Source organism: Rhodobacter sp. SY28-1, from assembly GCF_005222785.1.
Lineage (GTDB): Bacteria > Pseudomonadota > Alphaproteobacteria > Rhodobacterales > Rhodobacteraceae > Tabrizicola.
The window spans coordinates 532,532-544,510 of sequence record NZ_STGH01000003.1; the positions used below are offsets into that span (position 1 = coordinate 532,532).

12 protein-coding genes are annotated in these 11,979 nt (G+C 65.8%); 7 read left to right on the forward strand and 5 right to left on the reverse strand.

Annotated features, from left to right (window positions below; genetic code table 11):
• Positions 1 to 57: 57 nt before the first annotated feature.
• The gene (ndk, locus tag E8M84_RS16740; protein ID WP_137112346.1) at positions 58 to 480 is read right to left on the reverse strand and encodes a nucleoside-diphosphate kinase; all 423 of its coding nucleotides are present in this window, start codon (positions 478 to 480) and stop codon (positions 58 to 60) included.
• A 119-nt stretch (positions 481 to 599) separates the two neighbouring features.
• Between ndk and E8M84_RS16745 the strand changes: the two genes are divergently transcribed.
• The 6 genes from E8M84_RS16745 to E8M84_RS16770 all read left to right on the forward strand — a co-directional run bounded on the left by E8M84_RS16745 (position 600) and on the right by E8M84_RS16770 (position 5,192).
• Entirely contained in the window at positions 600 to 1,043 is a 444-nt protein-coding gene (locus tag E8M84_RS16745; protein WP_137112347.1) for a VOC family protein, read from the forward strand.
• 32 nt (positions 1,044 to 1,075) lie between these two features.
• Positions 1,076 to 2,923, forward strand: a complete 1,848-nt coding sequence (locus tag E8M84_RS16750) for an ABC-F family ATP-binding cassette domain-containing protein (RefSeq protein ID WP_137112348.1) — start codon at positions 1,076 to 1,078, stop codon at positions 2,921 to 2,923.
• On the forward strand, positions 2,920 to 3,360 hold the full coding sequence (locus tag E8M84_RS16755) for an HD domain-containing protein (RefSeq protein WP_137112349.1): 441 nt from the start codon (positions 2,920 to 2,922) through the stop codon (positions 3,358 to 3,360). Before E8M84_RS16750 ends, E8M84_RS16755 begins: the two co-directional genes overlap by 4 nt.
• Before the next feature lie 70 nt (positions 3,361 to 3,430).
• Positions 3,431 to 3,889 (forward strand): DUF2267 domain-containing protein, encoded by a 459-nt coding sequence (locus tag E8M84_RS16760; protein ID WP_137112350.1) that lies wholly within the window; start codon positions 3,431 to 3,433, stop codon positions 3,887 to 3,889.
• A gap of 54 nt (positions 3,890 to 3,943) precedes the next feature.
• Complete coding sequence (locus E8M84_RS16765) at positions 3,944 to 4,564, forward strand: MarC family protein (RefSeq protein WP_137112351.1); 621 nt, start codon at positions 3,944 to 3,946, stop codon at positions 4,562 to 4,564.
• 52 nt (positions 4,565 to 4,616) lie between these two features.
• Positions 4,617 to 5,192: a TIGR02281 family clan AA aspartic protease gene (locus E8M84_RS16770; RefSeq protein WP_137112352.1), complete on the forward strand. Its 576-nt coding sequence runs from the start codon at positions 4,617 to 4,619 to the stop codon at positions 5,190 to 5,192.
• A 105-nt stretch (positions 5,193 to 5,297) separates the two neighbouring features.
• Here E8M84_RS16770 and E8M84_RS16775 read toward each other — a convergent pair whose 3' ends face one another.
• The 3 genes from E8M84_RS16775 to guaB all read right to left on the reverse strand — a co-directional run bounded on the left by E8M84_RS16775 (position 5,298) and on the right by guaB (position 10,058).
• Positions 5,298 to 7,187 (reverse strand): PAS domain-containing sensor histidine kinase, encoded by a 1,890-nt coding sequence (locus E8M84_RS16775; protein WP_240790452.1) that lies wholly within the window; start codon positions 7,185 to 7,187, stop codon positions 5,298 to 5,300.
• A gap of 277 nt (positions 7,188 to 7,464) precedes the next feature.
• Entirely contained in the window at positions 7,465 to 8,610 is a 1,146-nt protein-coding gene (locus E8M84_RS16780) for an RsmB/NOP family class I SAM-dependent RNA methyltransferase (protein ID WP_137112354.1), read from the reverse strand.
• Complete coding sequence (gene guaB / locus E8M84_RS16785; RefSeq protein WP_137112355.1) at positions 8,610 to 10,058, reverse strand: IMP dehydrogenase; 1,449 nt, start codon at positions 10,056 to 10,058, stop codon at positions 8,610 to 8,612. Before guaB ends, E8M84_RS16780 begins: the two co-directional genes overlap by 1 nt.
• A 146-nt stretch (positions 10,059 to 10,204) precedes the next feature.
• On the opposite strand from guaB, the gene E8M84_RS16790 reads away from it, so the two are divergent.
• The gene (locus tag E8M84_RS16790) at positions 10,205 to 10,900 is read left to right on the forward strand and encodes a type 1 glutamine amidotransferase (RefSeq protein WP_137112356.1); all 696 of its coding nucleotides are present in this window, start codon (positions 10,205 to 10,207) and stop codon (positions 10,898 to 10,900) included.
• On the opposite strand, the gene E8M84_RS16795 is transcribed toward E8M84_RS16790, so the two are convergent.
• A complete protein-coding gene (locus E8M84_RS16795; RefSeq protein WP_137112357.1) occupies positions 10,897 to 11,898 on the reverse strand; it encodes a tellurium resistance protein in 1,002 nt (333 codons plus the stop codon). The genes E8M84_RS16790 and E8M84_RS16795 overlap by 4 nt on opposite strands.
• Between the last annotated feature and the right edge of the window lie 81 nt (positions 11,899 to 11,979).

Genomic DNA, 11,979 nt, shown 5'->3' on the forward strand with positions numbered 1-11,979 from the left:
GCAAAATGAAACGGCCCGGTCGCGAAACCGGGCCGCCCTATCACCCGTGAAAACCGGTCAGCCGACCAGTTCAAGACCCGAGAAGAAGAATGCAATCTCGCGTGCGGCCGAAGCCTCGCTGTCCGACCCGTGGACCGAGTTCTCGCCCTTGGACAGCGCAAACTCCTTGCGAATGGTGCCAGCGGCAGCGGCGGCCGGATCGGTCGCGCCCATCACTTCGCGGTTCTTGGCAATCGCGCCTTCGCCTTCCAGCACCTGCACGACGACCGGTTCGGACGCCATGAACGCGCAGAGCTCGCCATAGAAGCCGCGCTCCTTGTGCTCGGCGTAGAACGCGCCGGCCTGGGCGGGCGTCAGGTGGATGCGCTTGGACGCCACGACACGCAGACCAGCATCTTCGAACTTGGCAACGATCTTGCCGGTCAGGTTGCGCTTGGTCGCATCGGGCTTGATGATCGACAGGGTACGTTCAACGGCCATAGGCTCTCTCCAGATGACAAGGCGCGAAGCCCTTGCCTCGCGCCGGAATTGATGCGCGGCCCTGCTATCACGCGCCGCCGGGCTTGAAAAGTCGAATAGCCCGGTGTCTTGTCCCGGTCATGGAACCGTCAAAGTCCCCGCCCCCGTTCAGTCTCGTCGGCCTTGACCACGTCGTGTTTCTTGTCGACGACATGCCGCGCGCGATGGCCTTCTATGCCAACGTCCTCGGCTGCGTGCCGGGCTACAGCTATCCGGCTCTGGGCATGGAACAGGTCTGGTGCGGATCGTCGCTGATCGTCCTTTGGGACGTCACCCATCCTGGCGCGGCCAGCGCCGTGCCACCGGTCTCTGGCGGGCGCAACGTCGACCACCTCTGTATCGCCACCTCTCCCTTCGCGCCTGCGGCGATGCGCCAGCACCTGGCCGCGCATGGCGTCGCGATCGAGCGTGAGGCAACCCACGGCGGTGCCCGCGGGATGGGCCATTCCTTCTACATCAAGGACCCGTTCGGCAACACGCTGGAGATCAAGGGGCCCGCCGAATATCCCGACGGGCGCAGTTGACCTTCCGCAGCGCTTAGGGCACTTCCCGGCCCATGCTGAAGATCGAGGACATCACCTACAACGTCGAAGGCCGCCCCTTGTTCGAGGGCGCTTCCGCGACGATTCCGACCGGCCACAAGGTGGGTCTGGTCGGCCGCAATGGTGCGGGAAAAACCACGCTGTTCCGGCTGATCCGCGGCGAACTGGCGCTGGAGGGCGGCGCGATCACCCTGCCCCAGCGCGCCCGGATTGGCGGCGTGGCGCAGGAAGTTCCGTCGTCGGAAACCTCGCTTCTCGATACGGTGCTTGCCGCCGACACCGAACGCGCCGCGCTGATGGCCGAGGCAGAAACCGCCCATGATGCCCACCGCATCGCCGAAATCCAGGCCCGGCTTGCCGACATCGACGCCTGGTCGGCAGAGGGCCGCGCTGCCAGCATTCTCAAGGGCTTGGGCTTCGATGCTGAGGAACAGCTGATGCCCTGCAGCGCCTTTTCCGGCGGCTGGCGGATGCGCGTGGCGCTGGCGGGCGTGCTGTTTGCGCAGCCCGATTATCTGCTTCTCGACGAACCGACCAACTACCTCGACCTTGAAGGCGCGCTCTGGCTGGAAAGCTATCTCCAGAAATACCCCCACACCGTCCTCATCATCTCCCACGACCGCGGACTTCTGAACCGCGCCGTCCAGGGCATCCTGCATCTCGACAACCGCAAACTGACCTACTGGCAGGGCGGTTACGACCAGTTCGCCCGCCAGATGGCCGAACGCCGCGCGGTCCTGCAGGCCGAGGCGAAGAAGGTCGAAGCCCGCCGCGCTCATCTGCAGTCTTTCGTCGACCGCTTCAAGGCCAAGGCGTCCAAGGCCGTGCAGGCGCAGTCCCGCGTGAAGATGCTGGAGAAGCTGACGCCGATCACCGCGCCGGAAGAGGCGAAGAAGGTCGTCTTCACCTTCCCCAAGCCCGAGGAACTGGCCCCCCCGATCATCAACCTTGACGGCGCGGCGGTGGGGTATGGTGGCCCGCCGGTCTTGAAACGGCTGAACCTGCGTATTGACCAGGACGACCGGATCGCCCTTCTGGGCCGGAACGGTGAAGGAAAGTCAACACTTTCCAAGCTGTTGGCTGGCAAACTTCAACCATCCGAAGGCAAGATTGCCCGGTCCTCGAAACTGCGGATCGGCTATTTCGCCCAGCATCAGGTGGATGAGCTTCACCTCGACGAGACGCCGCTTCAGCACATCATGCGCCTGCGCCCCGCGGAAGGCCAGCCCAAGCTCCGCGCCCGGCTTGCGGGCTTCGGGCTGATGGCCGATCAGGCCGACACCGTCGTCGCGCGGCTCTCCGGCGGCCAGAAAGCGCGGCTCTCGCTCCTCCTCGCCACCATCGACGCGCCGCATCTTCTGATCCTCGACGAACCGACCAACCACCTCGACATCGAAAGCCGTGAGGCGCTGGTCGAGGCGCTCACCGAATACCCCGGCGCGGTGATCCTTGTCAGCCACGACATGCACCTTCTGGGCCTGGTGGCCGACCGGCTCTGGCTGGTCAAGGGCGGCGCCGTCACACCTTACACCGAGGATCTGGAGGCCTATCGTCGCCAGCTTCTGGCTGGCGACGAAGAGGTGAAGCCCGCCGCGCAACCTGTTGTGAAGCCAAAAAAAGCCAGCCGCGAGGAGCTTCTGTCCCTGAAGGCCGAAGTCCGCAAGTGCGAAGAGCGGCTGGAGAAACTGAACGACATGCGCGACAAGCTGGCGAAAAAGCTGGCCGATCCGGAGCTTTATGAAGACAGCCGCAAGGGCGAACTGGCCACCTGGAACGCCAAATACGCCGAGGTGATGCAAGCCCTCGACAAGGCCGAGTCGATGTGGCTGTCTGCGCAGGAAAAGCTGGAGCAAGCGGCATGAACCTTGCGCGTGCGATAGAAATCGCTGTTGCAGCCCATGCTGGGCAGACCGACAAGGCTGGCGCCCCATACATTCTTCATCCGTTGCGGGTGATGCAGTCGCTTGCAACAGAGGACGAACGGATCGTTGGCGTTCTGCATGACCTGATTGAAGATTGCCCCGAGTGGACGATGAATCGACTGCAACAAGAAGGCTTTTCGAACCACGTCCTTTCTGCGTTGGCCGCTGTTACAAAGCTTTCTGACGACGAGCCCTACCCGGATTTCATCGCCCGCGCCGCCAGGGACCCGATAGCGCGGCGCGTCAAGCGGGCGGACCTGATCGACAATCTCGATGTACGCCGCTTGACGGAAGTTACCGAGAAAGACGCCAGGCGCCTGAACAAGTACCTGGCGGCTCTGGCACAACTTGATGCTTCACACGCATCTGAGGATTGAAGTCCGCGGACCTGGGGCTGATGCTTGATGCAAGGCGTTTGCAGCGCCGGTCAGACCAAAGAGACGCAAGATGCCCATGCCCTGGACCTACCGTCAGGCGACGCGCGAGTGGCAAGCGTTTCTTGCCGACGCCCGTCAGGCAATGAATCTGGAGACCGACAATGTCACCTACACCGCTGTCCAGGGCGTGTTGCAGGCCTTCCGCCGTCGTCTGACCCCGCAGCAGGCCATCGACTTCGCGCAGGTTCTGCCTTCCGTGCTTCGTGCGCTGTTCGTGGCCGACTGGCGGCTGGACGGAGGCCCCTTGCCCCCGGGAACCCGCGCCGACTGGACAGCCGAAGCGATGGCGCTGCGGCCTCACCACAACCTGACCCCGCCGAACTGCGTCGAAGCGACGGCCCTTGCCCTGCGGAAATCCGTCGTGCGCGAGGATCTCGACCGCGTGCTTGCCACGCTGCCCCCCTTTGCCTCCGAGTTCTGGTCGACCCCCGGCATCGACCCGGCAACGCTGGGGCCGCGGATCGTCTAACTTCCGCTTCCCAAACGCGGGTCCCTCCCCTAGCCTGCCCAAAAGAGGGAACCGATGCCCGAGACCGCCTTCCTGATCACGGCCTTCGCCACCCTCTTCGTGGTGATCGACCCGCCGGGTCTGGTGCCACTGTTCATCGCGCTGACCCGCGGGATGGGCCCCGAAAAGCGCCGGGCCATGGCGCAGCGGGCCTGCATCATCGCCGCCTGCCTCCTCCTCCTCTTCGGCCTGGCAGGCGAGACGATCCTGGAGTTCATCGGCATCTCGATGCCTGCCTTCCGCATTGCCGGCGGAATTCTCCTGTTCCTGACCGCGCTCGACATGCTGTTCGAACGCCGCACCCAGCGGCGCGAGGGTCAGCAGGCGGAGCCGGACCATGACCCCTCGGTCTTCCCTCTGGCTACCCCGTTGATCGCCGGCCCCGGCGCCATTGCGACGATGATCCTGCTCGTCGGCCAATCCGGGCCGGGCTGGGGCGGAACGTTCTGGGTTCTGGGCCTGATGATCGTGATGATCGTGGTGACCTATGCCTTCCTCCTCGCCTCGCCGCCGTTGGAGCGGATGCTGGGTCGGACCGGGACCATCGTCATCACCCGGCTTCTGGGCATGCTGCTGGCGGCTTTGTCGGTCCAGTTCGTGATCGACGGGGTCAAGGGCACCGGCTTGATCGGCTGACCTTTCCAAGCGGGCCCCCTGCCCCCATATTCCCCCAAGACCGGAGGTGCGGATGGACGGCGAAACACTGGCCCGCGTGGGGTATCTTGCGATCATACTGGTCGCGGTGGGCGGCTGGGTGATGGTCGAATTCCGGGAACGGATGGGCCAGGCGCTGCGGATGGGACTGGCCTGGGGTCTGATCGTCGTCGGGATCATGGCGGGCTACGGGCTGTGGAGCGACATCCGGCAGGATGTGATGCCGATCCAGGAAGTCGGTTCCGGCGGGACGGTCGAAGTGCCGCGCGCGGCGGACGGGCACTATTACCTGACCCTGACGATCGACGGGGCGTCGGTGCCGTTCATGGTCGACACCGGGGCCTCGGGCATGGTCCTCGCGGCGCGGGATGCCGAGAGGCTGGGGATCGACCTGCAGGACCTGCGTTTCCTGGGGCAGGCGAACACGGCGAACGGGGTGGTCCGGACCGCGCGGGTCACGCTGGATCGGGTCGAGCTGGGGCCGTTCCGGAACGACGGGTTCCAGGCCTTCGTGACCGAGGGAGAGCTGGACCAGTCGCTTCTGGGAATGGACTATCTGGGGCAGTTCCGGATGGAGTTTTCCGGCGGAACGCTGATCCTGGAGCAGTGATCCCACCCGCCTGCCCGCGCTGGACCGATCCGTGAAACTATTCCAGATCAATATCTTGCGCGCGGACATTAACCCTTCGTTTTCCCTGATCCGGACCTGCGGGCCTCAGCTCAGAAGCCCCTGCACCGTGTTGGTCAGGTCGCTGAGCGAGAACGGTTTCGGCAGGAAGACCGAGTTCGGCACCCGCGCCTGATCCTCGGCCAGGCCGTCATCGGCATAGCCCGACATGAAGACGACCTTCACCCCCGGCCGGTTGAGATGCGCGCGGCGCACCCAAGCGGGTCCGTCCATGCCCGGCATCACCACATCGGTCACGAAAAGGTCGATGTGCAGGCTCTTGTCCTCCAGCCGCGCCAGCGCCTCCTCGGCGCTTGCCGCCTCCAGCACCGTATAGCCCCGCAAGGTCAGCGCCCGGCTGGCAAAGGCGCGGACCGAGGCCTCGTCCTCGACCAGAAGCACCACGCCCTCGCCCTTGCGGGCGGCAACACGCCGAGGCTCGCTGGGCAGGGTGCCTTGCGCATCGCCATCGAAGACCGGGAAATACAATGAGAAGGTGGTGCCCTGCCCCAGCACGGAATCGACGAAGATGAAGCCGCCGGACTGCTTCATGATGCCGTAGGCCATCGACAGGCCAAGCCCCGTGCCTTCGCCGATCCGCTTGGTGGTGAAGAACGGCTCGAAGATCTGCCGCAGCTGGTGTTCGGGGATGCCAATGCCCTGGTCCACCACCCGGATCACCGTGTAGTCCCCGGCAGGCACCGTCGCCCGGTCGCGTTGCAGGTCCTGGGCCAGGGTCACCGCCTCGGTCTCGATCCGGACATCGCCGCCATCGGGCATCGCGTCGCGTGCGTTGACCACCAGGTTGATCAGCACCTGTTCGATCTGCCGCTTGTCGGCGCGGATCCGGCCCAGGGGGCGGTTGCCCTCGCGGCCCAGATGCGCCAGCGACAGGTCGACCTTTTCCACCATCAGCCGGTTCAGAAGGTGAATGAGGTCGGCCAGCACATCCTCCAGGTCCAGCACCTCGGGGTTCAGGGTCTGCTTGCGCGAGAAGGCGAGAAGTTGTCCCACAAGCGAGGCCGCGCGGTTCGCGTTCTGCCGGATCTGTTCCAGATCGGCGAAATCGGTGTCCTCGCGGCCATGCCGCATCAGGAGAAGGTCGCAATGGCCGGAAATCGCGGTCAGAAGGTTGTTGAAGTCATGTGCAATTCCGCCCGCAAGCTGGCCAATTGCCTGCATTTTCTGGCTTTGGACAAACTGCGCTTCCAGCGTTTTCAGCCGCGTCGCGTCATTCAGGATCGCCAGGGCGCCCAGTCGTCCGTTTTCGACATAGCGGCGCAGGGTGATCTGCAGATACCGCTCGGCCTCGCCTCGTTGGCGCAGCACTTCCGACCCGCCCGGATGGCGCCCTGCGGTCACATCGGCCAGCCATTCCGACACCGGGCGGCCCAGGCCTTCGAACAGATCGTGGAACATCGCCGCCCGCGTCTCGCCGTTCCACATCAGCTCGCGTGCGGCAAGGTTCGCCGTGCGCATCACCCCGTCGGGCCCGAAGGTCATGATTGCGACGGGCACATCCTCCAGGTCCGCCCCGACCGTCACGACCGGCGGCCGCGCCCCCGCCGGCAAGGGTGGCAGGTCAGCGGACGGCGCCCGGTCCTCGGCCCGCCAGAAATAGCGGTCCACGTCGGCGCGGTGGACCGACAGTCGCAGAGCGGAGTTGTGCCCGAGAAGATCTTCCTGCGCAGCCCCTTCCGCGTTCGCGGTCTGTTGCAGGCGGTGAAGCAGTTCACCGGGATTGAGCGTCCTTTGGCCAATCACCGCAAGGAGCGTATGCGCATCGGCGCCAAAGCGTGTCTCGGCGGCCCGATTGCGCAGCACCATCCGTCCCGCAGAATCAGTCAGGAAACAGGGAATCGGATCGTCGGCCACCAGAAGAAAGGCCAGATGGCTGTCCCGGTCACCTTGCCGGGCGGCAATCCGGGAATGGAGCATCAGGGCGAGGGCAAGGCCCAAAAGGACCAGCCCGCCAAACGCCAGAGGCGGCCCAAAGCTGCCCCACGACAGGGTCCCGACAAGCACCAGCGCCAGCCCCAAGGCTGTCAAGCTGACCAGGAACCCGTTCCTCACTGGCGGTGACACACCCACAAATGACAAAGCGCTACATGCTCCAAATCTGCTGCCCGCGACCGGATCAGGCCGCAGCATCCCCCGAATGGGTTAAGGCATAATTAACCGACTTCCAAAGCCCGTCTAGGTTGCAGGCGGAAATTCAGTTTCCACAAAGAATTGCAAGATAGAACCCGTCTCCGCCCTGCAAGGGGGTGAAAACCCGCTCATGCTGCAGCCGCCAGCCGGGATGGCGCGCCAGGAAGGCCTGCACCTGATCCTGGTTCTCGGCGCGAAGCAGCGAACAGGTGGCGTAGGCAAGGACGCCGGTCTCGCGCAGCATCGGGGCGACACGGTCCAGGATCGCGGCCTGGGTTTTCAGGATCTGGCCAAACTGCTCCGGGGTCAGGCGCCACTTGCCTTCCGGATCGCGGCGCCAACTGCCCGAGCCGGAACAGGGTGCATCGACCAGGATCAGATCGTAGGGGGTGCCTGTTTCGGGCTGTTCGGTCAGCGTGACATCGACCCCCGCCCGCCGGGCGCGGTCTGGCAGGTCGGCCATCCGGCGCGGGTTCACGTCATGCGCGATCAGCTTCAGCCGGGCCCGGGCCGCCACGGCAAGCGTCTTGCCGCCCCCACCCGCGCAGTGGTCAAGCACCTTCATCCCGTCAGCCAGCGGCAAGGCCTCGATGACCGCCTGCGACGAGGCATCCTGCAGCTCGACCCACCCGCTGCGATAGGCCCGCGAGTTCTGGATTTTCCGAGCATTCCCGGTGACTTCCAGCGCGGTCTTCGCCAAGGGATGCGGGCGGGCGACGATCCCGTCGTCAGCCAGTTCCGCGATGGCCCCCGCCACATCCGTCTTGACCCGGTTCGCCCGCAGGAAGACAGGGGCGCGTGACCGCAGCGCCTCGGCCACCGCCGGGAAATCCGTGCCCAGGCTCTCGCGCAAGGCTGGCACCAGCCAGTCGGGCAGGTCCAGGCGTTCGGTATCCGTGGGCTCGCGCCCCGCCTCATTGGCTTCCGGCGGCGGCGGAGCATGGCCTTCGCCCGAGAACCAGGCCTCTTGCCCCGTCGCGCGCGCCAGCCCCAGCACCAGCCCGCGCCCGCCAGGCCCGCCGCCCAGTGCGGCGGCCGACTGGCGCTGGCGCAGGGCCTCATACACCAGATCGCGGACGGCAGCCCGGTCGCCGGAGCCGGCATAACGGTTGGCGCGGCCCCAGTTGGTCAGAGCCTTCTCGGCGGGCTCTCCGGCCAGAACCCGGTCCAGCACCTCGATCGCCGCAGCCGCCCGCGCGCCGGGCGTCATCACATCACCCGATAGTTCGGGCTTTCGCGGGTGATCTGGACGTCATGGACGTGGGATTCCTTGAGACCCGCCCCGGTAATCCGCACGAACTGGCACCGCGTCCGCATCTCGGCCACCGTCGCGCAGCCGGTATAGCCCATCGCCGCGCGAAGACCGCCCACCATCTGGTGAATCACTGCCGCGGCCGAGCCCTTGTAGGGCACCTGCCCCTCGATCCCTTCCGGCACCAGCTTGTCGCTGGCGGCATCCTTTTGGAAATAGCGGTCCGCCGAGCCGCGCGCCATCGCGCCAAGGCTGCCCATCCCACGATAGGCCTTGAACGACCGCCCGTTCCACAGGATCACCTCGCCGGGGCTTTCGTCCGTCCCGGCAATCGCCGAGCCGACCATCGCGCAGGATGCCCCCGCGGCGATCGCCTTGGCGAAGTCGCCGGAATACTTGATCCCGCCATCCGCAATCACCGGGATCTCCCCCGCCGCGCGGGCCGAATCCATGATCGCGGTCAGCTGCGGCACGCCCACGCCCGCGACGATCCGCGTCGTGCAGATCGACCCCGGGCCGATCCCGACCTTCACCGCATCCGCGCCTGCGCCGATCAGCGCCCGCGTCGCCTCGGCCGTCGCCACGTTCCCGGCGATGACCTGCACCCGGTTCGAGAGCTTCTTGATCCGCTCCACCGCCTTCGCCACCCCTTCGGAGTGACCATGCGCCGTGTCGATCACCACCAGATCCACGCCCGCGTCGATCAGCGCCTGGCTCCGGTCAAACCCGGCATCCCCGACGGTCGAGGCCGCCGCGACCCGCAGCCGCCCCATGTCATCCTTGCAGGCATGCGGGTTCAGCACCGACTTCTCGGTGTCCTTCAAGGTCAGAAGCCCGGTCAACTTGCCCTGCCCGTCCGTCACCAGAAGCTTCTCGATCCGCCGCGCCTTCATGAGGGAAATCGCCTCGGCCCGGTCCACGGGCTCGCGCAGGACAGCCAGGTTCTCGGACGTCATCATCACCCGCACCGGCGTCTTGTCGTCGCTGGCAAAGCGCATGTCGCGGTTGGTCACGATCCCCAAGACACGACCTGAGCCATCCACCACCGGGAAGCCGGTGATTGAATAGCGCTCCATCAGCAGCTTGGCATCAGCCAGGGTCTGGTCCGGCGTCAGCGTGATCGGCTGGTAGACAACCCCGCTTTCAAACCGCTTCACCCGGCTGACTTCCCGCGCCTGCGCCTCGGGGTCGAGGTTGCGGTGGATCACCCCGATCCCCCCCGCCTGCGCCATGGCAATCGCCATCCGGCCTTCCGTCACCGTATCCATCGCGGACGACAGAAGCGGAATGTTCATCCGGATCGCCTTCGTGACGAAGGTCGAGGTGTCCGCATCCGACGGCAGAACGCTGGACGCCGCAGGCACCAGAAGCACGTCGTCAAAGGTGAGAGCCTCACGAATCTCCATGGGGTGGTCCTCCGGGAGCAAGCATCGTTTGGCGGTCCCCCTTTTCACGCCCCGCGCCCGGGCGCAAGGGCAAATCCGCCCGTGAGTCCCCCCTTGCCCCCGCCTGCGCCCCATGCAGATTAGGCCCGTGAACCAAAGGGACACCCATGCGCGTTGCCATTGTCGAGAACACCCGGATCACCCATCACGGCCAGGTCGGCGTGGCCCTGCACGAGGCCGCAGCCCTGATCGACCTCTACAAACCCTGGTCCGGCCAACCCCTGCCCCGCACCGTGGATGCCGACGCGCTGGTGGTCTTTGGCGGCGAGCAATCGGCGCGTGACGACCATACCCATCCCTACCTGCCAGACCTCGCCCGGCTGATGGCCGACTACACCGCGATGGACCGCCCGGTCCTTGGCATTTGCCTTGGCAGCCAGGTTCTTGCCCGCGCCTTCGGGGCGGACAACCACCTTGGCACCGCGCCGGAATTCGGCTGGGTCGATGTCAGCCTGACCGATGCGGGCCGTGCCGATCCGGTCCTGTCACAGGTGCCAAAGACCTTTCCGATCTTCCAATGGCACTCCGACACCTTCACCCTGCCCGAAGGCGCTGTCCACTTGGCCCAAAGCCCGACTGCAGCCCACCAAGCCTTCCGCATCGGCCGTGCTACCTATGGCACCCAGTTCCACTTCGAAGCCAGTCGAACAGTCGTGCGCGATTGGATCGCGCACTTCCCCGAGGTGATCGACCGGATGCTGCCGGGTTGGGCGGATCGCCATCCGGACCAGGCGGAAGTGAAAGGCAAGCCCGCCGATGCCCACGGCCTTGCCCTTGCCCGCGCGTGGGTCGCGCTGATCTAGGCCTCGGCGGCGTTGGTCTTCGCCGCCAGGTGTCCGCGCGGCCACAGCTTCAGCACCCGATAGGCGATCCACGGGATCACCCCCAGCGCCAGAACCAACAGCCCCTGCCCCAGCCAGCCAAGCGCCCCGCCCTGCAGCATCAGCGCCGTCGATGCGGCGGCAGTCGGAAAGGTGAATGCACCCCAAAAGGCCGAGAAGCCCGACTCGGTAATCCAGCGCGCGGATGCGACCAGGGCCAACAGGATGACCAGTGCCAGCACCGCGAACACCTGCGCCAGCATCGCCATCCCGGTCAGGTTTGCCGTGGTCGCCAACAGGGCCGCCGGGGCCAAGTGTATCGCCAGCAACGGGCGCAAGGGGGCTGGCGGAATCCGTCGGACCAATTGCACGAGACTGACAGCCCAGATCGCCAGCGCAACGGGCAGCGTCGCGTAGAAGATCCCACGCGCAAGGCCGTCTAGCCCCAGCGCCACGGCAGCTGGTGTGGCGACGATGAACCCCACAAAGGTCATGTGCCACCCCGGATTGACCTGCCGTGCCTCCGGCGGCGATTTGGCCAGCACCCGCAGGGTCAGGCCGACCAGCAGCGCATGTGCCGCAAGCATCGCAAGAAGCAGGACAGAAGCAGCACTGGGGGCGAATCCAGCAAGCAGGCCCGCCGCCACCATCCCGCCCAAGGTTCCTGCCGCCAGCCCTGCCCGCGCGGGCATAACCTTAAGATCATCTGTTACCACGCTGATCCGCCGCAGTATTTTTACGATGTATGTACAGGCGGCGAAGGCCCAAAGCGGCAGGGCAAGGCCGAAGGCGAGATCAGCAAGTTCCTGCCCGACGCCCCACTCTGCGGTCCCCACCCGCAAGGCCGTGGCCAGCCCCAGAAGCCCCAGGATCGGCGGAAATATCGCGGGCGGAGTCGTGGCAAACAGCTTCACCTTGCGCGGCGGGAACTCCGGCGGCGGGTAAAGCTTGGGCCGGTGACGGACGGGACCTGCAGCCACGGAATTCCTCCTTTCCCTTTAACTGAACACAGCCTGATCGCACAGTCGATCACGCCGGATGTCGCATCCCTATTGGCGAAC

Excerpts from the sequence above, each read along its gene's own strand:
- ndk (WP_137112346.1), bottom strand. The coding sequence starts at position 480 with ATGGCCGTTGAACGTACCCTGTCGATCATCAAGCCCGATGCGACCAAG.
- E8M84_RS16745 (WP_137112347.1), top strand. The coding sequence starts at position 600 with ATGGAACCGTCAAAGTCCCCGCCCCCGTTCAGTCTCGTCGGCCTTGAC.
- E8M84_RS16750 (WP_137112348.1), top strand. The coding sequence starts at position 1,076 with ATGCTGAAGATCGAGGACATCACCTACAACGTCGAAGGCCGCCCCTTG.
- E8M84_RS16755 (WP_137112349.1), top strand. The coding sequence starts at position 2,920 with ATGAACCTTGCGCGTGCGATAGAAATCGCTGTTGCAGCCCATGCTGGG.
- E8M84_RS16760 (WP_137112350.1), top strand. The coding sequence starts at position 3,431 with ATGCCCATGCCCTGGACCTACCGTCAGGCGACGCGCGAGTGGCAAGCG.
- E8M84_RS16765 (WP_137112351.1), top strand. The coding sequence starts at position 3,944 with ATGCCCGAGACCGCCTTCCTGATCACGGCCTTCGCCACCCTCTTCGTG.
- E8M84_RS16770 (WP_137112352.1), top strand. The coding sequence starts at position 4,617 with ATGGACGGCGAAACACTGGCCCGCGTGGGGTATCTTGCGATCATACTG.
- E8M84_RS16775 (WP_240790452.1), bottom strand. The coding sequence starts at position 7,187 with ATGCTCCATTCCCGGATTGCCGCCCGGCAAGGTGACCGGGACAGCCAT.
- E8M84_RS16780 (WP_137112354.1), bottom strand. The coding sequence starts at position 8,610 with ATGACGCCCGGCGCGCGGGCGGCTGCGGCGATCGAGGTGCTGGACCGG.
- guaB (WP_137112355.1), bottom strand. The coding sequence starts at position 10,058 with ATGGAGATTCGTGAGGCTCTCACCTTTGACGACGTGCTTCTGGTGCCT.
- E8M84_RS16790 (WP_137112356.1), top strand. The coding sequence starts at position 10,205 with ATGCGCGTTGCCATTGTCGAGAACACCCGGATCACCCATCACGGCCAG.